22 protein-coding genes are annotated in these 23,404 nt (G+C 46.4%); 2 read left to right on the top strand and 20 right to left on the bottom strand.

Annotation, left to right across the window (positions count from 1 at the left end; all coding sequences use genetic code 11):
* Window positions 1-180: 180 nt before the first annotated feature.
* Genes Q7C_RS12950 through Q7C_RS12940 form a run of 3 tightly spaced genes read right to left on the bottom strand, consistent with a single transcriptional unit; the run spans window position 181 to window position 6,301 of the window.
* Entirely contained in the window at window positions 181-3,633 is a 3,453-nt protein-coding gene (locus Q7C_RS12950) for a DEAD/DEAH box helicase family protein (protein WP_014705238.1), read from the bottom strand.
* Between the two features lie 29 nt (window positions 3,634-3,662).
* Window positions 3,663-4,823 carry a restriction endonuclease subunit S gene (locus tag Q7C_RS12945; RefSeq protein WP_014705237.1) on the bottom strand — a complete coding sequence of 387 codons (1,161 nt, stop codon included), beginning with the start codon at window positions 4,821-4,823 and terminating at the stop codon, window positions 3,663-3,665.
* Window positions 4,820-6,301 carry a type I restriction-modification system subunit M gene (locus Q7C_RS12940; RefSeq protein ID WP_014705236.1) on the bottom strand — a complete coding sequence of 494 codons (1,482 nt, stop codon included), beginning with the start codon at window positions 6,299-6,301 and terminating at the stop codon, window positions 4,820-4,822. The genes Q7C_RS12945 and Q7C_RS12940 overlap by 4 nt, the downstream gene beginning before the upstream one ends.
* A 382-nt stretch (window positions 6,302-6,683) precedes the next feature.
* Between Q7C_RS12940 and Q7C_RS12935 the strand changes: the two genes are divergently transcribed.
* Entirely contained in the window at window positions 6,684-7,316 is a 633-nt protein-coding gene (locus tag Q7C_RS12935; RefSeq protein WP_014705234.1) for a GTP cyclohydrolase II, read from the top strand.
* 10 nt (window positions 7,317-7,326) lie between these two features.
* Window positions 7,327-8,313: an acrylyl-CoA reductase (NADPH) gene (acuI, locus tag Q7C_RS12930; RefSeq protein ID WP_014705233.1), complete on the top strand. Its 987-nt coding sequence runs from the start codon at window positions 7,327-7,329 to the stop codon at window positions 8,311-8,313.
* 8 nt (window positions 8,314-8,321) lie between these two features.
* Here the strand turns inward: acuI and Q7C_RS12925 are convergent, their stop codons facing one another.
* From Q7C_RS12925 to rpmF, 17 genes are all read right to left on the bottom strand, one after another.
* A complete protein-coding gene (locus Q7C_RS12925) occupies window positions 8,322-9,476 on the bottom strand; it encodes a YbfB/YjiJ family MFS transporter (protein ID WP_014705232.1) in 1,155 nt (384 codons plus the stop codon).
* Complete coding sequence (ccoG, locus tag Q7C_RS12920; protein ID WP_014705231.1) at window positions 9,473-10,891, bottom strand: cytochrome c oxidase accessory protein CcoG; 1,419 nt, start codon at window positions 10,889-10,891, stop codon at window positions 9,473-9,475. The genes Q7C_RS12925 and ccoG overlap by 4 nt, the downstream gene beginning before the upstream one ends.
* A gap of 32 nt (window positions 10,892-10,923) precedes the next feature.
* Window positions 10,924-12,318, bottom strand: coding sequence for an aminotransferase-like domain-containing protein (locus Q7C_RS12915; protein ID WP_014705230.1), 1,395 nt, complete (start codon window positions 12,316-12,318; stop codon window positions 10,924-10,926).
* Window positions 12,319-12,577: 259 nt separating this feature from the next.
* Window positions 12,578-13,207, bottom strand: coding sequence for an arylesterase (locus Q7C_RS12910; protein ID WP_014705229.1), 630 nt, complete (start codon window positions 13,205-13,207; stop codon window positions 12,578-12,580).
* Window positions 13,208-13,209: 2 nt separating this feature from the next.
* Entirely contained in the window at window positions 13,210-13,986 is a 777-nt protein-coding gene (locus tag Q7C_RS12905; RefSeq protein WP_014705228.1) for a TatD family hydrolase, read from the bottom strand.
* Between the two features lie 31 nt (window positions 13,987-14,017).
* Window positions 14,018-14,371: a PilZ domain-containing protein gene (locus Q7C_RS12900; RefSeq protein WP_014705227.1), complete on the bottom strand. Its 354-nt coding sequence runs from the start codon at window positions 14,369-14,371 to the stop codon at window positions 14,018-14,020.
* Window positions 14,372-14,379: 8 nt separating this feature from the next.
* The gene (gene holB, locus Q7C_RS12895) at window positions 14,380-15,330 is read right to left on the bottom strand and encodes a DNA polymerase III subunit delta' (protein WP_014705226.1); all 951 of its coding nucleotides are present in this window, start codon (window positions 15,328-15,330) and stop codon (window positions 14,380-14,382) included.
* Between the two features lie 2 nt (window positions 15,331-15,332).
* On the bottom strand, window positions 15,333-15,959 hold the full coding sequence (gene tmk, locus Q7C_RS12890; RefSeq protein WP_014705225.1) for a dTMP kinase: 627 nt from the start codon (window positions 15,957-15,959) through the stop codon (window positions 15,333-15,335).
* The gene (mltG, locus tag Q7C_RS12885) at window positions 15,956-16,966 is read right to left on the bottom strand and encodes an endolytic transglycosylase MltG (protein WP_014705224.1); all 1,011 of its coding nucleotides are present in this window, start codon (window positions 16,964-16,966) and stop codon (window positions 15,956-15,958) included. Before mltG ends, tmk begins: the two co-directional genes overlap by 4 nt.
* Complete coding sequence (pabC, locus tag Q7C_RS12880) at window positions 16,963-17,796, bottom strand: aminodeoxychorismate lyase (protein ID WP_014705223.1); 834 nt, start codon at window positions 17,794-17,796, stop codon at window positions 16,963-16,965. The genes mltG and pabC overlap by 4 nt, the downstream gene beginning before the upstream one ends.
* Before the next feature lie 10 nt (window positions 17,797-17,806).
* Complete coding sequence (gene fabF, locus Q7C_RS12875; RefSeq protein WP_014705222.1) at window positions 17,807-19,048, bottom strand: beta-ketoacyl-ACP synthase II; 1,242 nt, start codon at window positions 19,046-19,048, stop codon at window positions 17,807-17,809.
* Window positions 19,049-19,143: 95 nt separating this feature from the next.
* Window positions 19,144-19,380 (bottom strand): acyl carrier protein, encoded by a 237-nt coding sequence (acpP, locus tag Q7C_RS12870; protein ID WP_014705221.1) that lies wholly within the window; start codon window positions 19,378-19,380, stop codon window positions 19,144-19,146.
* A gap of 140 nt (window positions 19,381-19,520) precedes the next feature.
* The gene (gene fabG, locus Q7C_RS12865) at window positions 19,521-20,264 is read right to left on the bottom strand and encodes a 3-oxoacyl-ACP reductase FabG (RefSeq protein ID WP_014705220.1); all 744 of its coding nucleotides are present in this window, start codon (window positions 20,262-20,264) and stop codon (window positions 19,521-19,523) included.
* Between the two features lie 2 nt (window positions 20,265-20,266).
* Entirely contained in the window at window positions 20,267-21,199 is a 933-nt protein-coding gene (gene fabD / locus Q7C_RS12860; protein ID WP_014705219.1) for an ACP S-malonyltransferase, read from the bottom strand.
* Between the two features lie 20 nt (window positions 21,200-21,219).
* Complete coding sequence (locus Q7C_RS12855) at window positions 21,220-22,179, bottom strand: beta-ketoacyl-ACP synthase III (protein ID WP_014705218.1); 960 nt, start codon at window positions 22,177-22,179, stop codon at window positions 21,220-21,222.
* Window positions 22,176-23,195: a phosphate acyltransferase PlsX gene (plsX, locus tag Q7C_RS12850; RefSeq protein WP_014705217.1), complete on the bottom strand. Its 1,020-nt coding sequence runs from the start codon at window positions 23,193-23,195 to the stop codon at window positions 22,176-22,178. The genes Q7C_RS12855 and plsX overlap by 4 nt, the downstream gene beginning before the upstream one ends.
* Before the next feature lie 11 nt (window positions 23,196-23,206).
* On the bottom strand, window positions 23,207-23,386 hold the full coding sequence (rpmF, locus tag Q7C_RS12845) for a 50S ribosomal protein L32 (protein ID WP_014705216.1): 180 nt from the start codon (window positions 23,384-23,386) through the stop codon (window positions 23,207-23,209).
* Between the last annotated feature and the right edge of the window lie 18 nt (window positions 23,387-23,404).

Here is a 23,404-nt window from a genome sequence, read left to right as displayed (position 1 = left end):
TTATAGGCGACATTCTCCAAGATCCTGCTTTAGAATCTGTCTGTTGGGATGTTCACATAATATGTGTTATGACAAAAAACACCGGGGTATTCGGATCGGTTTCAGATTTTAAAATCTGAGTCATTACACGCAGGATTGGCCTGTAGAATTTAAAATTCGAACTGTGCGTGTTCTCAGTCTCTAGCTGGCCGCTGCTGCCAAGGCATTTTGATTAACACGGTCAATCAAACTAATCACCTTGGTCGCGGCAGCATCATCAAACACGCCTAACAGGCCTTGATCGTGGATATGGGTAAATGGCGGTTCGAACAACATGGTTTTTTCAATCACACCATTTCTGTTCAGGTAGCTGATGATGTTATTGATAAACGTCATCTGATCAGCGCGTAAATTCCCAGCCTGAATAAACTCTGCAAAATGTGCCTGAGCAGCAGCCATATCCAGTCCGACAATATTCCTTATAAATACGCCTAGCGGTGTATCACCATAGGTGTCCACGTACTCCTGTCTGGTGCCGACTGTCTGACCATCAAAAAGAATGCTTTCCAGCAGATTGATTTCGGTTTCGGTAATCGGTTTATTGCTTTTCAGCTTTTGAATCACCAGGTGATCACTGTGACTTCGCACATATGACTCTACCCTGTCTTTGTAGCTTTGCAGAGTCACGTAGGTGCCAATGGGCTCATGGATGCTGATGCTATCGTGTTCCAGTGTGTCTTCAAATGAGGTGTTGACGATAGGCTGCTGATCTTTATCGAGATATTTCATCAAGTCGCGCAAAGCGACCCGCACATTTTCCAGTCGGTTGACACTGATTTCCTGCCAGAAAACCTCGGTTTGTAATTCATTCAGCAGGTCTTTTTGCAAAGCGATAGCAGGAATATTCTGCTTTTTTAACAAAGCATTCGCGGTGCTGCTTATTTTGTTAATAAACTGGCTCAGACTATGCGAGCCGGTTAATAAGGCTATCTGAAAATTCAGCACCAGCACATCGAAACGCCGGGCAAACTCATCATCGTTTTTATCAGCCAGCACCAGCTTGGCGAGTTCGGTATTGATATCCAGCAAATCACTTTTGGACAGATTCTGCCAACGGTCTTTGTCGCTGAACTCAACCACATACCTTAGCTTGGCTTTGACCACGAAGCGGTTTCTGTCTAAACCGGCAATCGCCTGATACAGCTCGTTGATATAACTTTCGGCCAGGTCTGCCTGCTCATCTGTCCTGGCTGTGTCGCCGCGAATCAGCATGGCGACTTCCAGTTTCGCTTCAAATACCTGCTGGATCAGGCTTTTAACGATTTTGCCCTGGACACCATCGGGGTTGGCATCAAAAAACTCAAAGTTCTGGCAGTAATCAAAAATGACAAAATGCGTTTTATGCTCACCAATGCCAAATAAATCCGGGCATAAACGTGTACCCCGGCCGATCATTTGCCAGAATTTAGTGGGTGATTTCACCGGTTTGAAAAACACCAAGTTGACCACGCGCGGCGCATCGACACCGGTATCCATCATATCCACCGAGACGGCGATTTGTGGATCGCGTTCTTCATATTCATCCACAAAGACTTCCAGCAAATCCTGGGCTTTGCTTTCGTAGTTATCGATTACCCGTAAAAACTTGCCCGCATATTCGGGGTAATTTTTATTAAAGCGTTCTTCGATGAACAAGGCATGGTCATGACTTTTGGCAAAAATAATGCTCTTGCCGAGCTTATCCCCGCCCTGCACTTTAATGCCGTGCGTCATAAGATGATCGAGCACCTTATCAACCGTATCGCCGTTAAATAACCATTTATTCAGGGCCGCACTATCAATCTCATCCGGCGCTTCGCCCTGAGTCGGATCGCCGAATTTCTCTTCATACTCGGCTTTTTCAGCATCAGATAACTGATTGTAATGCACCCCTTCGCGCATAAATTTCAGCGGCACCGACATCGCTTTGGGCGGTACTAAAAAGCCCTCTTCCACCGCTTTATCCAGTTCATAAGCAAAGGTCGGGTTGTTATCCTCAATGCCGAATAAACCATAGGTATTGTGATCGACCTCGGCTTTGGGCGTAGCGGTCAGGCCAATCAATAGGGCGTCAAAGTAATCAAAAATCGCTTTGTATTTCTGATAGACCGAGCGATGCGCCTCATCGATGATAATTAGATCAAAATGGCCGACTCCGTAAAAGCGGGTATCGCTGTCTCGCATGCCATCAATGCGGTTCATGATGGTCGGATAGGTCGAAAATACCAGGCGGGTGCCGTTATCTTCTTTTTCTTTGGTGAGATCAATCGATGATAACTGTGGCAGCAGCTCACTAAAATTATTTTTTGCCTGTGAGACCAGGGCATTACGATCTGCGAGAAACAACACCCGTTTGGCCCAGTTGCATTTGGTGAGCATATCGACAATCGCCGCTGCCGTGCGGGTTTTACCACTACCCGTTGCCATTACCAATAAGCTTTGCCGCGCCCTGCCCCGTAATTCGCCCTGGCTGTTTTGCGTCACCGTATTTTCAGCAACACGGGCCACGGCTTCTAATTGATAGGCGCGCCCGGCAATGGCTTCATTAACTTTAAAATCGCGACAATCGGTTCGGGTTCTGCGTCGCTCGATGAGTAACTGCAATTCATCTTTGCTATAAAAGCCCTGAACTTCGCGTTCCGGATAAAACTGGTCATCCCAGAGATAGGTTTCAAAGCCGCTGCTATAGAAAATAATCGGCCGCTGACCTTTCAACTGCTCCAGACAATCGGCATACAACTCCGCCTGATGTTTACCTTTGCGGGAATCGACCATGGTTTTTTTGGCTTCAATCACCGCCAGTGGCAAACCATCATCGCCCCACAGCACATAATCGACATAGCCCACGCACGAAGGGTTGGTGCTTTTAGGCATGCCGGTCACTTCATATTCGAGGTGATAACCGTCCTGCAAGTTATCCCAACCGGCTTCTTTCAGTGATAAATCAATATAACGTCGCCGGGTTTCGGCCTCAGAGACCAGTAATGGCACGGCCGCTTCGATATTGACTGTTTTTTCGCGGGCCTGTTTACGTTCAGCCAGCAGGGCTTTTTGTTGTTCGAGTTGTTGTTTTAACTGGGCGTTTTGTTCGGCCAGTTGACGTTGACGTTGCTCGGCTTCACGCTCAATGGCGTTTTTGGCTTCCACATCGGCGACAGTATCGGCAAGCTGCTGTGCATTGGGCTGAGTAGCCTGACCATGTGGGATTAAGGCTTCATCAAATACCTGCGGTTCGGGTGTGTGTTTACCGTAATAAATCGCCAGATGCCGCATAAAACGAAACAGGTATTTCAGCGAGGCCAAAGCATCCTGCTGACTGACCGATTTGCCGTGGGCAGCAATATTACCGGTTTTTCGAATCAGATTAAGTTCATTAAATAAAGTGTTGTTAAATAATGATTTAAAGCTGTGTTCGTGCAGTAAGGTGCTTAAATCAGCACGCCATGGGCGGTTAAGGGAACGGTCATTGTCATACAACCAGTTAACGGCATTTTCGAGGCTGGATCGGCAGAAAATCGCCGAAGCTTTCGGGGAGAGAAAAGTCAGTTGTTCTGCTTCTACGGCATCGGCATGGAGTGCCGGAAAATCGCTTTGCAGAAACTGAAAATTACTCATCAAACATTCCCTGTTGTGAACTCGTCTGCCTATGCTGCCCTATCTGCCGTTAATTCGCCAGTAAAAGCCCGTTGTAACAGGCTGTTAAATAAAGCTTCGGAGTTTTCTAGGTTGGCTTGGGCTTGTTGTTTTTGTTGTTCGATAATGGCGATACGTTCGGCGAATTGGTTTTGGAGCTCTTTTGGAGGTGTTGGCACAGGAAAGTTTCTCATTGTTTTGAGAGATACATTTTTTATAGTACTTCCTGTAGCCAGTCCAGATGCATACTTTATAAAATATGGACTTTCTATCAAACGATATAAAAAAATCTTATTTATCAATGTTTCTTGTACGTTGAAATAGCAAGCGCTTTTGCCAAGGACGATATTTTCACCTCTATAGAAAGCAACTTTCCCTATTGTGCCGTTTATTGATACAAGCATTGTCGACTCGTTAAGCTCTTTTTTGTGTTTATTGAACTCTTCTGAGGAGACTTTTTTAGTCTGAGAATTTATTTGAATTACACCATTTTGTAGATTGTTACCATTGATAAAGTAGTATTCACCTTCTTCGCTATAAGTTGGAGTACCGTGTAAACCGTCGCCTAGTTTTGATACTAGTTCATTTAACGTTCGACACTCCCACCTCATAGGATTAGTCTCTGGATCACCAAACATCTCCAAAAACAGGGATTGGCTGAGTGCGGTGTAATGCTCGACCAGTTGCTGATCTTTTTGTCTGAGGCTATCCGCTGCATCCAAAATCGCTGCAATCTGCTTTTGCTCTGCCAATGGTGGATATGGAATTTGAAAGTTATCGAACCTAGGCTTGGTAATATGTTTCATTGTTGAACCATGAGTTTCTCTACCCATAGCATCTAATGACATCGCGATTAGATGTTTAAAAAAACTTTTATCAAACTCCTTTTTATCAAAAACAACCTTGAATATATGCTGATTTAACCAAGCATCATTCCCTCGCCACTCAAAAATTCCTAAGGTAGCGGACCATGAGATCAGAAAGTCACCTTTTATCACCTTGTATCTTGGGTCTAGCTCACCATCATAGTAATTACTTAAGCCATTACTTTTAGTTAGGTTTTGAATTCTTATTATTTCTAAGCCTTCAGTTTTCCAATCTTTTGGCTTAAATGCATAACCATTGATGAATCTGGCCGCATCACCGAGCCTGATTGTTTCCCAATTATTCAACCCAATAACTCCTTGAGCAATTTCAACGCCTGCCCACGCTCTTTATCCAGTTCCTCTATCTCAGCGATAATCTTGGTCGGTGGGTCATATTCCACCTGCTCATATTCCACTTCTTTATAGCGGTTAATGCTTAAATCCCAGTCGTTTTGTTTGATTTCTTCAAACGGCACCATAAAGCTTTGTTCGGTGCGTTTTCGCTCTGTTTCTTTATCACGCAGTTTAAAGCGCTGGATGATATCGGGAATATCGTTGTGTTTAACCGGGCCGCGTTTATCGTCAAGTGAATAACCATCGGCCTGCATATCGTAAAACCAGACATTATCGGTGCCGCCGTTATTGGTTTTGGTGAAAATCACCACTGCCGTGCTGACCCCGGCATAGGGTTTAAACACACCACTGGGCATCGAGATCACCGCTTCCAGGCGTTGTTTTTCCACCAGGGTTTGCCGCAGTTGTTTATGGGCATTGGATGAGCCGAATAACACGCCATCGGGAATAATCACCGCACTGCGGCCACCGACTTTGAGCATGCGTAAGATCAGGGCGATAAACAGCAGTTCGGTCTTTTTGGTTTTGACGGTTTTAAGTAATGTTTTCTCAACGCCGTCGTAATCCAGTGAACCTTTGAACGGGGGATTAGCCAGAATCAGACTGAATTGTTCACGGCTGCTGGCATTGCTTTCGCCCAGCGCATCGAGACCAATCAGATTGGGTTTATCGACGGCATGCAATTGCAGGTTCATCGCGGCAATGCGCAGCATGGTGCTATCAAACTCAATGCCGGTAAACATCTCGCTGTTGAAGTGTTCACGGAAAGTCTGATCATGCAGCCAGTCGGGATGGTGATCGTAAATATATTCACCTGACGCCACCAGAAATCCGGCGGTGCCACAGGCTGGGTCACAGATTGTGTCTTCGCGATTGGGCTCCATCATTTCCACCATCATTTTGATGATATGACGCGGGGTACGGAACTGGCCGTTGGTGCCAGCGGTGGCGATTTTTGAGAGCAGGTATTCGTATAAATCGCCTTTGGTATCGCGATTGTCCATCTGGATTTTGTCGATCATCTGCACGACCTGATCCAGCAGCTTGGGCGTCGGGATCATAAAGGTTGCGCCTTTCATGTACTGCGCGAATACCCCGGCCTGATTGCCCACCTGTTTCATATGCTCAAACACGGTGAGGTTGTCGGCCTCTTCCTGTGGCTGCGTGAACAAGGCAAACATCGATTGCGGATCGAGTTCCCGGAAACTATGCCAGCGGAAGCCTTGATGCTGTTTTTGATAGAGCGGGTTTTTAAGCTGCCCGCCTGTCATATTGGCTTTTTTTTCTTCCAGCAACTGGGTTTCATCCAGACGGCGTAGAAACAGCAGATAGGTGAACTGTTCGATAACAGTCAGCGGATTACTGATGCCCCCTGTCCAGAAGGTTTCCCATATTTTATCGACTTGGCTTTTCAGTTCACCGGTGACCATCTAATAACTTTTCCATTTGACAAAATAAAGGGATTGATTCTCCCCGATTGATCTCTGGCTGACAAGCGCAGATATGCCCGCGACTGCGCATTCTGCTGTGCTCGAATAGTTGTTTACCCTTAGCTGTCAGACGTTGTTAAATCGTCACCGATTGGCCAAATATCTGCTGGATACTATAAATAAGCCTTATAGACCGAATGTGACTGCTTCAGATGCTCAGGAAAACATTATCCGCATCAAGTTAGCTTGCCAGGCAGCGATCGTCACGCGATATTTGACTCGCGGTTAGACGTTTTACGGTGATACAAATGCGGCATTAGCCCTTTAATTTTCTGGTCTTGCCCCCACTTTCGAAGCTCGAACTTTAATCCACGCTGATATCATGGCCAAAATTAGACAATCTGTTCCCTTAAAAGTGGGCGCTGCACAAGTTGATGCTGAGATCATTTCTTTTTTTGGTCTTGAGTCAGGTCTTGAACATATTGCAATCAAGTTTGTTCGAAAATCTGCTGATGTAACGTCGCCAATCATTCGAATTCATTCTGAATGCCTGACAGGCGATATTTTCCATTCATCGCGGTGCGATTGTGGCGAACAGTTGGAAGAATCCCTGTCTCTTTTGGATAACGCCGGTGGCATTCTGCTCTATTTACGCCAAGAAGGTCGCGGTATTGGTCTCTACAATAAGCTGGATGCTTACGCGCTACAGGATAGTGGCCTGAATACCTATGAAGCGAATGTACGTTTAGGGTTTGCTGAAGATCAACGTCAGTTTTCAGAAGCAGCCGAGATGCTTAAAGCCCTTGATATTGATCGCGTTCAATTAATCACCAATAACCCGGTAAAACGCGAACAACTTGAAGCAAACGGCATCATCGTTGAAAAAACGATTCCCACTTCAGCACATACCAAACCGGGTAATCTGGCCTATCTCAAAGCAAAACAGGCTCAGGGTAAACACAGCCTGAATCTAAATGAGGATCCAGAAACAGAGATAACGCATTTTATCGATTAAGGAGCATGATATGTTCAATGGCTGGTTAATTGAAAAGACGCAAGATCAGAGTCAGGCAACGTTTAGCCAAATAGATGATGATGCCTTACCCGATGGGGAGATATTAGTTGAAGTCGATTATTCGACGATTAACTATAAGGATGCGCTCGCTATTACAGGTGCTGGCCCCGTAGTTCGATCCTTTCCGATGGTGCCCGGTATCGATTTTTCAGGTCGAGTTCTGGAATCAAAGCAGGCGAATATTGCTGTTGGTGACGCGGTTATATTGAATGGCTGGGGCGTTGGTGAATCACACTGGGGTGGCCTTGCCGAAAGAGCGCGTGTTAAAGGCGATTGGCTGACTCCCCTGCCCGATCAAATTTCTGCGCAACAAGCGATGGCGATTGGTACAGCTGGTTTTACTGCCATGCTATGCATTATGGCGCTTGAAAAACACGGCGTTACCCCCGCCTCTGGTGACGTTCTGGTAACGGGCGCTACAGGTGGCGTTGGCAGTATTGCTATCACGATTCTTGCCAAGCTTGGTTATGATGTGGTCGCCCTGTCAGGCCGAACAGAAGAAGCGTATGAATACTTAACCGACCTTGGGGCAAAACGTGTCTTGCCGCGCTCAACATTTTCTGTGCCGGGTAAGCCCTTACAAAAAGCGAATTGGGCCGGCGTGATTGATGTGGCTGGTTCACATGTTTTAGCCAATGCCTGCGCCTCTACGCAATACGGCGGTGTTGTTGCTGCTTGTGGCCTTGCCGGAGGGATGGATTTTCCATCGACGGTCGCGCCCTTTATTTTACGTGGTGTCACACTTGTTGGCATTGACAGTGTCCTGTGTCCACAACCCTTGAGAAATCAGGCATGGCAACGGTTAGCAAGGGATCTCGATATGCAAAAGCTGGAGATGATGACAAAAACTATCCGCCTGGCTGACGTAAAACACCATGCAAAAGCCTTATTAAATAATCAATCTCAGGGTCGGCTGGTCGTCAAGGTGAAAGAATAATGACGACGTCATTTGATGTTTACTAAACAGATAATCCCGACCAGCATGCAAACCGCCGCCATCCATAAGGCACTGACATAAGAACCGGTGTGCATTGCCATGTAGCCTGCGATGGCAGGCGCGCTGATTTGTGCTACGCCATAACTAATGGTTAGTTTTGCCATAGCTTTCGCTGGATTGGCCGGAAATTGATTACCAATGTACATCAACATCAAACTGACAATACCGGCAAAGGTTAAACCAAACAACATTGCGCCCACAATATTCGCTTGTAAGCTCTGAAACTGAGCGGGAATGAGAATGGCAATCAGCAATGTGGCAAAGGAAGCGATGAGCGCGGTTTTTTCATTTGTCTGCTTGGCAACTTTATCCCAGAACAGGCACGATGGAATCGCCGTGATACCCAGGATCACCCAAATTAAGTTGCCCCGCCCGATGAGTGCCGGCATGGATTCAAGAATGGCCACAATAAAGGTGGCACTAATCACATAACCGACCCCAGCACAGAAATAAGCCAGCATCATCAATCTAAGCCATGATTTATTAACCCTTGGCGCTGAAACCACGTTATCACTACTGATTTTCTGCGGCCTCGGCATCCAGACCCAAGCCGGTATAAGAAAAATCAGGCCAAACATTGCCATGATTTGCCATTGCATCGCCCAGCTAAAATCGGTGTTGATGAAAACAATCAATATGCCAGGGATGGCAATGCCTAAACCAAGACCAGAAAAGTGCATGCCTAACTGGGGTTTAAAACCATGCACTTTAAGCCAGTTCATCACAAACCCAGCGGCCAATATAATCCCTGCGGTGCTCGACACCCCGGCAATAAAACGAGAAAGACTCCATAGCATGAGATCACTTGTGATCCCCATCAGGCTGGTGCTAATCACGGCAATCAGTAAATTCAGTCGATAAAACGTGTATTTACTTTGCAACTCTTGCATTAGCGAGATCAAAATGACGCCAAATAAGTAACCAAGATAGTTTACCGTTGCCAGCCACCCTCCCATTGCATTAGATAAACCAGCCTCATCAATCATCAAAGGGAGAAATGGCGTATAAGCAAAACGCGCAATGCCCACTGATAAGATTAATGAGCAGATACCGCCTGCGATAACCTTTTTACGCTGCTGCAGGGTTTCATTTTTACTCATCATGGCGGCGTGATAAAAACACTCTCATAAGTATCTGTTATCTCAGGGTTATTTACTGCCGTCGCCACAAACTCAATTTTATGCAGATTCGACTCGTCTTGCATGTACACCGGCAAACGGACAAATGCAGTAATCGGAATGACCCTACCCGGTTCAACTTTGAAGGTTTTATCTAAACCAATCACCGTGGCCTCTTCTAAACCCGAAACGTGATATTGAATTTCCAAAACAGCATCTGTTTTATTCAACAGTTTCAATGTGTATTTGTTTTGAATATCGCCATTACTCATACGAATATAGAGCGGTTTTCTTTGTTGCGTGACGGTAAACTCGGTTGGAGAAAAACTGCTAAAGCCATAAATTACGCCAGATACCGATAACAACAGGATAAATCCATAAACCAATGCACGCGGACGTTTGAACAGCGAGATAGTTTTTTTGCCTTGATGCAGCTCTTTATAAGAAGCATAGCGGATCAAACCACGCGGCTGATTAATTTTGTCCATAATGCTATCGCAAGCATCAATGCATAGCCCACAGGTTATACACCCCTCCTGCTGTCCTTTACGAATATCAATTCCCGTCGGGCAAACTGCAACGCAAAGCTTACAATCAATACAAGCGCCTTTATTATCAGTAGCTTGACGGGTAAACTTGCCACGCGGCTCCCCCCGAGTTGCGTCATATGCTGGTAATACCGTGTCCTGGTCATACATGACACCTTGTAATCGGGCATAGGGACAAAGCCAAAAACACACTTGCTCACGCATGAACCCCGCAAACCAATAGGTAAAGAAGGTAAATATTGCTAAAGCCACCCAGACTGGTGTGGCCGCTTGTAATTGCAAGACATCCCCCCATAATTGGTAGGCATCGGTAAACCAGGCGGAGAACGTCAGCCCCGTTAGCAATGAAATACCAATCCATAAACCATGCTTGACCACTTTTCTGGTCAGTTTCATTACTGTCCAAGGCATCGCGGTGAACTGGCTGCGTTTAAATGGTGTATTGCCCTCAAGTTTTCCTTCGATAAAAGTAAACACATCTGTCCAGACGGTTTGAAAGCAAAAGTAACCACAAAACACCCTGCCGGCGATACTGGTCGCTGCGGCGAGTAAGATAGCAAAAAACAACAGCGTTAAAGACAACACCCAGATGTCCTGTGGGTAAATAGTGGCGGCAAAGATATGAAATTGCCGGTCAGGAATATCAAACAAAATGGCCTGTCGATTATCCCAACGCAAATAGGGCATTAAAAAATAGATTAACCACACACACATGCCGTAATTTTTCAGCGTGCGATACCGACCTTTCATCCGCCGGGGGACAACTTTTCCTTGTTCACCTGTATTGACTTCCCATTCATTCAAGTGGTCATAGAGTTCAACTCTGACCGGAATATCAATTGGTTTAGACATAACAAACTCTCACTGACTTTGTATTTTTTTATTTATATTATTGACTTAGACCTGTTTTCTCTGTTCAGGTATAGATTTGATAGCAACTGCAAACCTTGTTCAAGTGAGGTGTAATCTCGCGCACCACCTAATGAAATTCTCACCCCTTGACGTTGGCTTCGGGTGCTGACAAACGCTGTTGATGGCACGACAGAAACACCAAGTCTTCCTGCCTGCTCTGAAAAATTTAACGCTGTCATACCACGCGGCAATGGCAACCACATATGTGGCGCAGCAGAGGCATTTTTGGTTGTCAGGTTGAATATTGATGACGCTAATGCTTGCCGCTGACTATTTTCCGATTTGATTGCTTCTATTAGCGGCAATATCCGTCCCGTTTGGATCCATCTGGCAACAACGGCACTCATTAACGGCGGAGACATAATATTGTTAACGCGAGTTTCTTCAGCTAACGCCAATGCTTCTGTCACGTTTGGCGTTACAACAAAAGCGACACGTAAGGCTGGCGATAAACACTTGGATACTGTCGCGATATGCCAGGTCTGCGGCGGCACCAATGTATAAAGTGCTGGCAGAGGTGTATCCAGAAAAACATAATAGGGATCATCTTCTATCAGTTGAATCTGGTACTTTTGAGCAATATCCGCAATCTTGATTCGACGCTCGGATGGCAGTGTTGTTGACGTTGGATTATCAAAATTTGGCGTAACGTAAAACGCACCAACCCGATAATACTTAATTACTTTTTCCAAAGCCTCAGGAATCACGCCCTCACCATCCATTGCCACACTGTAAACTTCCAGTTGTAGCTGATCAGCAATTGCGCGCAGCCCCGGATAACAAAGTTCTGGCGCGGCTATTGATTTAATTCCCGAGCGCTTTAAATAACTGAGAATGGAATAAATCGCATTATGCGCGCCACTTGTGACCAAAATGGCATCGGCTTTCTCCTGCCCGAGCTTGTCGAATAACCAAACACGACCGGCTTCTCGGTCATCCGGGTGGCCTGCTGTTTCCTGATAACTGAGGTGGTTGAGAGGTTGTTCACCTGTTTCACTAAGTTGTGTTAAGGCCTCAGCAATTTCAAGTTCTAGTTTGAGATTTACTGGATTTGGCGGGTTATTCATGGACAAGTCCAGATGCTTGCCTTCAGTCAGGTGTAGGACGTTGTATTGATTGTAAGCCGTTTGCGCAATAAAGGTACCATTGCCAATCTGTGCTTCCACGAGCCCTTTACTGGCCGCCTCTTTCATCGCCCGAGTAACGGTTGTCAAATCTACACCGAGCACATTGGCTATCTGACGCTGTGTCGGCAATCGATCTCCAGGTTTAACCTGACGATTTTTGATATCTGATTCCAGCGCTTCAACAATGCCGACATATTTGACCCGAGCCTGAGCGTTGATTCGCGGTTGCCATATGCTCATCTTGCTATCCCTCTTCCCCCTTTAAGGTCTGGTCTAAGGAAAACTAACTTAACGGCTATTTGTATGCAATAAACAAAGACAAAACCAAGCTAAAAAGAGGGATTGATGGGATTGTTTGCCTGATTTATGCAGACAATGACGCGTCATCGCTTACTGAAAACGACACTATTTGCGCAATATTAATCTTAGGTAATTAAACGCAAGTAATCAGCTTTGATCTGACTAGGGCTGAATAAGTCAGAAATCGCAAAATCGTCGATTAATTGTCGATTAAGGATACCGCGCCCGCATCAACCAAAATGTCGCTGATGGCATCGGCTATCATTTGATAGCCTTGTGCATTGGGGTGGATGGGATCTGATTTTAACGCTCGGTTTGCGAGCACATCTGACAATACCGTGGTTTCGATATTTAAATCATACGTTTCGGCTAATTCAGCATACAAATCCGGCGGCGATAGCAACATACCAGGCTCTGGAACCGCAATTAACACCACATCCGCCCCGCTCTGCTGAATCATTTCTATCATGGCGATAAGATTGCGTTTGGCTTGCTGTTTGCTCAGCTTACGCAGTAAATCATTCCCACCGTGACATAAAATCACTAAAGCCGGCTGAATATCCTCAATCAAGGCCGGTAGCCGTGAACGTCCCTCACCGCTTATCTCTCCCGGCACGCCTGCATTGATAACTTTTTGATCCAATAAGCTATCAAGCCGAGCAGGATAACTTTCACTCAAGCTGGCACCACTGCCGAAAGTCAAACTATCCCCAAAGGCGAGTATTACATCATCTGAATCAAGTGGTACTAGGGGGTGAACCTTATCGCACCCTGTAATAAAACAGATTAAAACAACCGTAAAAGCCATTGTTTTAATGTGATTTTTCATGATTATGCAGCGCGCGCCGTAGGAAATAACCGATAAAAGTTGTCGGTTGTCTGTTGGGCAATTTGCTCTAACGGTTCTTGACGCAGTTCTGCCAAAAACTCGGCAACATGGGTAACAAACGCTGGTTTATTGGTTTTACCACGGTGCGGCACTGGCGCAAGATAAGGTGAATCGGTTTCTATCAAAATCCGATCAGCCGGGAGTTTTTTTGCCACGTCTTGAAGTTCTCGAGCGCTTTTAAAGGTGACGATCCCGGATAGAGAAATATAAAACCCAATATCGAGCGCTCTTTTGGCTGTTTCCCAATTTTCGGTAAAACAATGAATGATGCCCCCGGCGTCACGCGCCTGGTGCTGCTCAAGCATTGTCATCGTATCTTCCCGGGCTTCACGTGTATGAATGATAAGGGGTTTCTTGGTTTGTTTGGCAGCTTCAATATGAATACGAAACCGCTCACGCTGCCACGCTAAATCACCCTCGCTGCGAAAATAATCCAGGCCCGTTTCACCAATCGCAATAATTTTATTGTCGCTTGCAGCCTCAACTAACTCTTCAATGGTGAATTGTTCTGCAGCATCTACATTGGGATGAATCCCGACACTGGCAGAAATATGGGGATAAGCCTTAGCAATGTCATAGACAGACTGACAACTCGCCTTGTCGATAGCGATACAAAGCATATGTTCAATTTTTCTTGCTGTGGCTTCCGCAACCAGGGCCTCAATGCCGCCTGGCTCATCTTGTAATAAGTTGAGGTGACAGTGTGAATCAACAAACATGCATTTTTCCGAAAAGTATTGGGTAAACAGATTACATCGTGTAGGTAGCTTTATCAGACTTGAGCTTATCCACCAGATAATTTTCGATTTTGCCTCGAACAACTGCTGCACTGCCATCGATATCACTGAAATGCACACCGATACCGGCGGCGTGATTCCCTTGAGCACCGTTGGGCGTTAACCAGACAATATTACCCGCGACAGGAATTTTTTCTGGTTCATCCATCAGATTAAGAAGAATAAAAACCTCTTCGCCCAAGGCGTAAGACTTATTGGTTGGAATAAACAGCCCGCCATTTTTCAGAAATGGCATATACGAGTGATACAGCATATTCTGATCGCTGATTTTTAAAGATAAAATGCCTTTTCTCGGGTTTGAACTCATAATGCTAATCAGCCTGTGTGCCGGATCCGATGGTCATGGACAGATAACTGCCTGATGCGAACAACAAAATCCTCAATTAACAAGGTTTTATTGTAATTATTTAGTGAAGATACTAGCTTTATTGTCGCTTGTATACAATCCATTAGCTGCCATTCGATTGATAACCGTTCTGAATTATCTGCTGCCATTAACTGTTGATGTTGATAAAAATAAAGACCATGCAATATGCCGAGCAGATCCTGTTGCTGCCAGTTAGCGGCAATATGCACCGGGTTGTCATTACCAGCCCGAATCTGTTGATATTGTGACACTACCTGCGCGTAATGTTCATCCATGTTTTGATCAAGCATCTGCTTTATTTGTAACGGTGCATAAGCGGCGATGCGAGCAAGCAGTTGCCATTGTTGATCCGATAAAGCATAGCCATTTTGTTGCAACCATTGTCGGCTTTCATCAGGCGTTGGCGATGCCATATGCCAATGTTGACAACGACTACGAATCGTAATCGGTAATTGCTCTGGTTGACTGCTGATCAGAATTAAAAAGCTGTCTTTAGGCGGCTCTTCAAGCAACTTCAGCAAGCTGTTCGCAGCATTGATCGTCATTTTATCTGCAGGAGCGATCAATAATGTTTTCCACTGACTTATATGGGCGGTTAAGGCTAATTTTTCGTGGACGCTCCGTATTTGATCAATCTTAATCGCCTTGCCTGCCTCTTCAGGCGCAATCACTTGATGATCCGGATGGCTACTTGTCGCCATTAAACGGCAGCTTTGGCAACGACCGCAAGCCATTGTTTTGTCTTTTTGATGACAGAGCAAATAAGTAATGGCGGCATTTGCAAAACCTGTCAAATCCAGCCCCGGTACACCTGTCAATAACACACCATGAGGCAGTCGTTGTTGCTGACAAAGTTTCAGAAAATCTTGCCAGAGTGGTTGATGCCATGGGTAAACCATCGTCACAGCCGGATCAACTTATCCAGACAGGTTTTTAACTGCTGCTGAATAAGGGGCACACTTTGGCTTGCATCGATAACCTGTATGCGCTCAGGTTCATTTGCTGCACGCTGTAAATAGCAATGCCGAACCTGTTCAAAAAAGGCATTACGCTGCTGTTCAAATCGATCTCGCGCATTACCACGAGACTGCACACGTTGTTGGCCGGTAGCCACAGATAAATCAAATAACAGCGTTAAGTCTGTTTTCACGCCTTGCAGACTCCACTCCGATAATGCCTGGATTCGCTCTGCACTCACGCCTCGCCCGCCACCTTGATAAGCAAACGTCGCATCCAAAAATCGATCCGATAACACCCATTTCCCGGCAGCCAGCGCCGGTAAGATTTTTTGTTGTACATGCTGGACCCGTGCCGCAAACATCAGTAAGAGCTCGGTATCATCTGCCATGGTTTCTTCGCGTGGCGATAACAGAACAGCGCGAATTTCTTCACTTAACGGCGTTCCACCGGGTTCACGTGTTTCAACAACGGTGAGCTGATGCTGGCGCAGGTAATCTGCGATAAACGCCATTTGGGTTGACTTTCCGGCGCCTTCGATGCCTTCCAAACTGATAAATTTACCCGTCATTGTTTTAACTGATACTTTCTGACAGCGCGATTATGATCATCGAGATTAGTCGAAAATTGGTGCCGCCCGTCTTCACCCGTGGCGACAAAATAAAGGTAATCGCCTTGTGCTGGATTTAAAGCCGCTTCAATCGCCGCTTCACTGGGCAGGCAAATCGGTGTCGGCGGCAAACCATGACGTGTATAGGTGTTATAAGGCGTGTCGGTACGCAAATCCTGACGCCGAATATTGCCGTCATACAACTCGCCCATGCCATAAATCACGGTCGGATCGGTTTGCAATCGCATGCCTTTATTTAAACGACGAACGAACACACCAGCAATTTCAGGCCGTTCCTCGGCGATACCGGTTTCTTTTTCTATAATCGACGCCATAATCAAGACCTCATAGGGCGTGCTATATGGCAAATCGTCATGCCGTGATTGCCAGGCCGAATCTAAAACAGTCTGCATCTTTTGGTAGGCACGATTAAGAAATTCAATATCAGTCGTCCCAGCAGTAAACTGGTAGGTTTCCGGTAAAAACCACCCTTCGGGATGTGATTGTTGCGCATCAATTTCATGCAGCATCGCCTCGAGTGTCATGGCCGGATCGACAGTCGTAATTTTCGGATGCTCACGCACTTTGATTAATAGTTGCTGGGCTGTCATCCCCTCAATGACCGTAATGCGATATTGCATGACGTGACCACTGACAAACTTATCCAATAGCGCTGGCATCGTCATGCCGGAGGTAATTTCATACTCTCCCGCCTGAATCTTACCGGCAACACCTTGCCAACGGCCATACAAATCCAAATATAAACTGGGCGTGGCGCTCAGCCCTTGTTGAAATAATCGTTGGCTGACTCTGCTGAGATTATCGCCTTTATTGATTTGAAACAGTTGCGAATCATCGAGATCAAGAGGTGTTTGGACAAAACGTTGATACTCATTCCAGACAATAAAAGCGGGAATAGCCAAAACAAATATTACCGAGAAGATTTTGACGGAGACTGGCAGTTTCATGAGGCTATTATCGTTTGCCCAAGCAAGGTCTGCAATTGCTTTGTCATCGGCCCTACCTGCCAATAAGTGTCGGTTTCTGAAACATGATGAATCGGCCAAATGCCGATAATACTGTTACAAACAAAGCATTCATCCGCGTGCAACAACTCATCTGGTGTGATGGGTTTAACCTGGACAGTCCAACCCAGTTGTGTTGCCAACTGCATTAAATGCGCTCGCATAACGCCCGCAACACCGCAGTGCGACACGTCAGGTGTGGCGATAATGCCATCCTGGATGACAAACAGATTACTCATCGTGCCTTCAATCAGGAAGCCGGACTGATCATGCATCAATCCCTCGGCAATAGCGATATCACGCCATTCGCTGCGTGCTAAAACCTGATCTAAACGGTTTAAATGTTTTAAGCCGGCCAAGACAGGGTTTTCAGATAAAGCATGGTGGCAAAATCGGACTGTGATCCCGTTAGTACTTCGCTCTGGCCATTCCGGCATAGCGGAACTGCTGATAATACGGTTTGCAGACAGATCCTCAGGATAACCATAACCGCGCTCTGTAATGCCGCGACTAATCATAACTTTAACGATTAAATCCGATGCTTCGCCAGACTGAGTAACCAAATCAATTTCCTGACGCAGTAGCGCCATATCAGATTCATTGAAATTAATTTTAAGCGCCGTTAGCCCTTTTTGTAGCCGCTGTAGGTGTGCCTCAAGAAATGGCATTTTGCCTGCTCGAACAGCAATGGTTTCAAACAAACCATCACCATACTGCAACCCTCTGTCACGACTATCAATGTGCTCAGAGGGCTGACCGTTAAGCAGTCTCATGAAAGTGACTTCAGCTTAGTTTCCGAAAAATAATAGTACCGTTGGTCCCACCAAAGCCAAATGAATTAGACATTGCGACATCAATAGGCATTTCTCGCGCCGTATGCGGCACATAATCCAAATCGCATTCCGCATCCGGGTTATTCAGGTTAATGGTTGGTGGCGCAACTTGATCTCTTATGGCTAAAACGCTAAATACCGCTTCAACGCCACCGGCAGCGCCTAAGAGATGACCAATCATCGACTTGGTTGAACTTACTGCGACACTTTTAGCCGACTCCCCTAATGCTAATTTAATCGCCATCGTTTCAGCGACATCACCCGCGGGCGTTGACGTACCATGGGCATTGATATAATCAACTTGATCGCTATTAAGACCCGCATCTTGTAAAGCATTACGCATGCAACGAGATGCCCCCTCGCCACCTTGCGAAGGCATGGTCATATGATAAGCATCACTGCTCATGCCACTACCCGCCAATTCGGCATAAATAGTCGCACCCCGTTTAACGGCATGGTCGTACTCTTCAAGCACTAACACACCCGCACCATCACCGAGTACAAAACCATCACGATCTTTGTCCCAAGGGCGACTGGCTGCTGTCGGATCATCATTACGCGTAGATAAAGCACGCGCAGCGGCAAAACCACCCAAACCTGTAGGTGAGGTAGCCATTTCGGCACCACCGGCAATCATGACATCGGCATCACCGTATTGAATCATTCTGCCTGCAGCTGAAATACTGTGCGTACCCGTTGAACAGGCCGTTACAATCGCTGTGTTCGGCCCTTTCATGCCATACATGATGGACAGGTTGCCCGAAATCATATTGATAATGTTACTCGGCACAAAGAACGGAGAAATTTTTCGGGGACCACCTTTGAGGAAACTGTCATAACCTGCTTCGATGCCAGGCAAACCACCAATACCCGAACCGATCGCAACCCCAATCCGCTCCGCATTTTCTTCGGTTACCGTCAGACCGGCATCGTTAATCGCTTCCACAGCAGCCGCAATGCCATAATGAATAAAAGTATCCATTTTCTTGGCATCTTTACGGGACATGACGGTTTCAACGTCAAAGTTTTTGACGCTGGCACCAAAGCGGACTGAAAAATCACTGACATCAAAAGCCGTAATTTCATTAACACCGCTTTGGCCTGCCAAAATATTCGTCCAACTTTCGCTAACCGACAAGCCCACTGGCGTTACGGCACCAAGGCCAGTCACGACAACACGTCTTTTAGACATTTGCTTTCCTCATGCAAATCAACGGTTCAGACATAACATAGCCGCCTAGCGTGCATTCACACTAGACGGCTACAGTAAAATTCGAACAGCGAAATTTAAGACTGAACAGAATTAATATAAGCAACGGCTTCTTTAACTGTGGTGATTTTCTCAGCTTCTTCGTCTGGAATTTCACACTCAAACGCTTCTTCCAGCGCCATAACCAGTTCTACCGTATCCAGTGAGTCTGCGCCCAAATCGTCGATAAAAGAGGCATCTGCAGTCACTTCTTCTGCATTCACACCCAGCTGTTCGACAACGATTTCTCGTACGCGAGCTTCGATATCACTCATAACTAAAATTTCCTTTGGTAGTTTAAGTACAACAAACAACGTGCAGGCATTTTATAGTGCGTGCACCGCAGAGACAAGCCAAAAGCATTTTCTGGCCTCACTGCCGCCTAAAAAAACCAGCACGAAATGCGTGCCAGCCATTAATTCATATACATTCCGCCATTGACGTGCAGCGTCTCACCCGTAATATAACCGGCCAATGGGCCCGCCAAAAAAGCTACCGCTGCCGCAATTTCATCAGCTTCGCCTAATCTTTTAACTGGTACATTTTCAAGCAAAGCCGTTTTATGCGCTTCTGGCAGATCCCGGGTCATATCCGTATCAATAAAGCCCGGCGCAACACAATTGACCGTGACACCGCGTGCCCCTGTCTCTCGTGCTAAGGATTTACTAAAACCAATCACACCGGCTTTCGCGGCAGCATAATTAGTTTGTCCTGCATTACCCATCGCGCCAACAACAGAAGTGATATTGACAATACGTCCCCAACGCGCTTTAGTCATTGCACGCAGACAGCGCTTACTCAGCTGATAGATTGGTTTCAGATTGGTTTGCATAATGGCATCCCAATCTTCATCTTTCATGCGCATTAATAAGGTATCTCGTGTGATACCGGCGTTATTCACTAAAATATCTGGGGCGGCGAACTCAGCTTCAATTTGACTGATCACAGCTTCAATCGCATCGGCATCGGTAACATCTAAAACCATTCCCGAGCCTTTTATGCCAGCCTCTTTCAAGAATGTAGAAATTGCCTCGGCACCACGCGTTGACGTTGCCGTACCAATTACAACGGCACCTTGCTCACCTAATTGCAACGCAATGGCTTTGCCAATACCACGTGTTGCGCCAGTTACTAACGCCGTTTTTCCCGTTAAATTCATTTTTACCCCACTAACTGTCTGGTTTTTTCAAGGCTTGTTGTATCAAATAAAGGTTGCGCAACCAATGTTTTATCAATTCGTTTTGCCAGGCCTGCCAAGACCTTCCCGGGACCACACTCAACCAGTGTATCGACGCCTTGGTCAGCCAAAAACTGCACTGATTCAACCCAGCGTACGGGGCTGTATAGTTGACGAGCCAATAGCTCACGTATTTCTGATGCATCAGCAGCTTGTCTTGCCGTCGTATTGTGAATCACGGGAACAGTAGGCAACGTAATCTCAACCTCACTTAATGCTAATGCCAGTTTATCGGCTGCTGGTCGCATCAATGCACAGTGCGATGGCACGCTCACTGGCAGTAACAAGGCACGTTTAGCCCCAGCATCGGAGGCAAGTGTAATGGCCTGTTGCACCGCTTCAGCACGACCGGCAATAACGATCTGCCCTGGCGAGTTAAAATTAACCGCTTCGACAACACCAATCTGACTTGCCTCATCACAAATTTTCATCACAACCGCATCATCTAATCCAAGTATGGCAGCCATGGCGCCCTCGCCTTCGGGCACGGCTTGTTGCATTAGTTCTCCACGCTGAGCGACCAGCTTGATGGCATCTTGAAAGTTAAGGGCATCCGAAGCGACCAGCGCAGTATATTCTCCCAGACTATGCCCCGCTAAATAGTGCGGTTGAAAATTAGCCTGTTGTTGCCAAACACGCCATGAGGCAATGCCTGCTGCGAGCATCGCTGGTTGGGTCCGATATGTCTGGTTAAGATCCGCTTCGGGTCCATTGCTGACTAACTGCCACAGATCGTACCCCAGCACCGATGAGGCCTCTGCAAACGTTTCTGTCACACAGGAAAAGTTTTCAGCCAGATTTGACAACATACCAATAGATTGTGAGCCTTGGCCTGGAAAAACAAAAGCAGCTTGCATGTAAACTTCCTGAGTTAGATTTAAAACTGAATTAAGGCTGAGCCCCAGGTGAAACCGCCACCAAACGCTTCCAGAAGCAAGGTTTCACCGCGTCGAATACGACCATCACGCACTGCTGTGTCCAGTGCCAACGGGATAGAAGCCGCTGACGTATTGCCATGCTGATCTACCGTCACCACGACTTTTTCCATCGGCATATTCAGCTTTCTCGCTGTCGCAGCAATAATCCGAATATTTGCTTGATGTGGTACCAACCAATCAATATCCTGTTTTTCAAGCTGACTAGCAGCAAGGGTCTCATCAACAATACTGCTCAGGGTTTTCACGGCAACCTTGAATACTTCGTTACCCTGCATATCAATATAGGCGGCATCCTCACTGACCACAGCACCAGGACCCGTAGGTACATGAAGAAGTTGATTGTAACTGCCATCACAATGAATATGCGTTGCTAATACGCCTGGCGTTTCGCTGGCTTGCATCACAACAGCGCCAGCACCATCACCAAACAGAACGCAGGTGTTTCTATCGGTCCAATCAACAATTCGAGATAAAGTTTCAGCACCAATAACCAACACATTCTGCGCGGAACCATTGCGAATAAATTGGTCTGCGACCGTCAGTGCGTATACAAATCCGGTGCACACTGCCTGAATATCAAATGCCGGACAACCCTGAATACCCAACTCATGCTGAACCAATGCAGCAGTACTCGGAAAAATACGGGTTGGTGTTGTTGTGGCGACGATAATCAAATCAATACTGTCAGTCGCAATACCAGCCGCTTCAATTGCTTTCCGCGCAGCTTGGGTCGCCAAATCGGTGGTTGTTTCATCATCAGCCGCAATATGACGTTTGATAATACCTGTCCGCTCACGAATCCATTGGTCACTGGTATCAACACGCTGTTCCAAATCTGTATTGGTCAGAATGTTTTCTGGTAAATAACTACCTGTACCAATGATTCGAGAATAGGTCACAGCACCTGGCCCTCGATTAAGGTTTCAAGTTGTTTGCTGATCTGGTTGGGTAAATCTTTACGCGCTTCGATAATGGCAATATTAATCGCATTAGCAAAAGCAAAACTGTCTGCACCGCCATGACTCTTAATCACAATACCCTGCAAGCCAATTAAATTAGCACCGTTGTAAGCGCGGGGATCCAGCTCGCGGCGAAAATGTTTTAACACCGGCCCAGCGATCAGTCCGGAGAGTTTTGTCAGCCAATTTCGCATAAAAGATTGCTTCAAATAATGGCGAATCATATGGGCAACGCCTTCACTGCCTTTCAGCAGAACGTTGCCAACAAAACCATCGCAAACCAAGACGTCAACCTCGCCGTGATATAAGCCATCGCCTTCTACAAAGCCCTGATAATTCAGATCGCTGTCAGCCAAGAGACGTGACGCTTCTTTGACACGTTCGTTACCCTTGATTTCTTCCGAGCCAATGTTCAACAAACCGACACTGGGCTGTTTTTTACCGTCAACAATGCTCGCCAACACAGAGCCCATTAACGCGAACTGAACGAGATGCGCTGCGCTGGAATCCACATTCGCGCCCAAATCCAACACATAGGTATGCCCAGTCATGGTGGGAATAGCAGTAATGATTGCCGGTCGCTCAATACCAGGTAGCGTTTTCAATACAAATCGCGCGGTTGCCATCAACGCACCAGTATTGCCAGCACTGACACTGGCTGCAGCGATGCCCTGCTTAACCAAATCAATAGCAACGCGCATTGAAGAATCTTTCTTCGTCCGCAGTGCACTAGCCGGGGACTCATCCATTGCGACAAGCTGAGAAGCATGATGTATTTGCAAACGCGCCACTTCGTCAGAATGATGTTCTGCTAAAGCCGGCTCCAATACCGATTTATCACCGACAAGGATCAGTTCCACGTCAGCGTGTTTTTGTAATGCTGATATGGCAGCGGGGATCACAACCTGAGGTCCGTGATCCCCGCCCATTGCATCGATAGCGATTTTAAGCGTCAATGCTTATCACCTTATTCGCTCTTATCAGCGACAACCTTGCGGCCACGGTAAAAACCGTCAGCAGTAACATGATGACGACGGTGCAACTCACCTGATGTGCTGTCTACTGCCAACGTAGTTGAAGACAATGCATCATGTGAACGGCGCATACCGCGACGTGATTGACTTTTTTTACTCTTTTGAACCGCCATGGGTTAACTCCTAAACCA

The sequence above is a fragment of the Methylophaga frappieri genome (genome assembly GCF_000260965.1).
Lineage (GTDB): Bacteria > Pseudomonadota > Gammaproteobacteria > Nitrosococcales > Methylophagaceae > Methylophaga > Methylophaga frappieri.
Note: the sequence above shows the minus strand (reverse complement) of the source record. Positions and strands in the feature narration are given on the sequence as shown.

What these genes read in the sequence shown, in the direction of transcription:
- pabC (WP_014705223.1), bottom strand. Translation starts at nt 17,796, where the DNA reads ATGAGACTGCTTAACGGTCAGCCCTCTGAGCACATTGATAGTCGTGAC.
- fabD (WP_014705219.1), bottom strand. Translation starts at nt 21,199, where the DNA reads ATGCAAGCTGCTTTTGTTTTTCCAGGCCAAGGCTCACAATCTATTGGT.
- Q7C_RS12940 (WP_014705236.1), bottom strand. Translation starts at nt 6,301, where the DNA reads ATGGTCACCGGTGAACTGAAAAGCCAAGTCGATAAAATATGGGAAACC.
- Q7C_RS12905 (WP_014705228.1), bottom strand. Translation starts at nt 13,986, where the DNA reads ATGTTTGTTGATTCACACTGTCACCTCAACTTATTACAAGATGAGCCA.
- holB (WP_014705226.1), bottom strand. Translation starts at nt 15,330, where the DNA reads ATGGTTTACCCATGGCATCAACCACTCTGGCAAGATTTTCTGAAACTT.
- fabG (WP_014705220.1), bottom strand. Translation starts at nt 20,264, where the DNA reads ATGAATTTAACGGGAAAAACGGCGTTAGTAACTGGCGCAACACGTGGT.
- ccoG (WP_014705231.1), bottom strand. Translation starts at nt 10,891, where the DNA reads ATGTCTAAACCAATTGATATTCCGGTCAGAGTTGAACTCTATGACCAC.
- Q7C_RS12915 (WP_014705230.1), bottom strand. Translation starts at nt 12,318, where the DNA reads ATGAGCATATGGCAACCGCGAATCAACGCTCAGGCTCGGGTCAAATAT.
- Q7C_RS12935 (WP_014705234.1), top strand. Translation starts at nt 6,684, where the DNA reads ATGGCCAAAATTAGACAATCTGTTCCCTTAAAAGTGGGCGCTGCACAA.
- Q7C_RS12900 (WP_014705227.1), bottom strand. Translation starts at nt 14,371, where the DNA reads ATGAGTTCAAACCCGAGAAAAGGCATTTTATCTTTAAAAATCAGCGAT.
- acuI (WP_014705233.1), top strand. Translation starts at nt 7,327, where the DNA reads ATGTTCAATGGCTGGTTAATTGAAAAGACGCAAGATCAGAGTCAGGCA.
- Q7C_RS12910 (WP_014705229.1), bottom strand. Translation starts at nt 13,207, where the DNA reads ATGAAAAATCACATTAAAACAATGGCTTTTACGGTTGTTTTAATCTGT.
- rpmF (WP_014705216.1), bottom strand. Translation starts at nt 23,386, where the DNA reads ATGGCGGTTCAAAAGAGTAAAAAAAGTCAATCACGTCGCGGTATGCGC.
- acpP (WP_014705221.1), bottom strand. Translation starts at nt 19,380, where the DNA reads ATGAGTGATATCGAAGCTCGCGTACGAGAAATCGTTGTCGAACAGCTG.
- tmk (WP_014705225.1), bottom strand. Translation starts at nt 15,959, where the DNA reads ATGACGGGTAAATTTATCAGTTTGGAAGGCATCGAAGGCGCCGGAAAG.
- Q7C_RS12925 (WP_014705232.1), bottom strand. Translation starts at nt 9,476, where the DNA reads ATGATGAGTAAAAATGAAACCCTGCAGCAGCGTAAAAAGGTTATCGCA.
- mltG (WP_014705224.1), bottom strand. Translation starts at nt 16,966, where the DNA reads ATGAAACTGCCAGTCTCCGTCAAAATCTTCTCGGTAATATTTGTTTTG.
- Q7C_RS12950 (WP_014705238.1), bottom strand. Translation starts at nt 3,633, where the DNA reads ATGAGTAATTTTCAGTTTCTGCAAAGCGATTTTCCGGCACTCCATGCC.
- fabF (WP_014705222.1), bottom strand. Translation starts at nt 19,048, where the DNA reads ATGTCTAAAAGACGTGTTGTCGTGACTGGCCTTGGTGCCGTAACGCCA.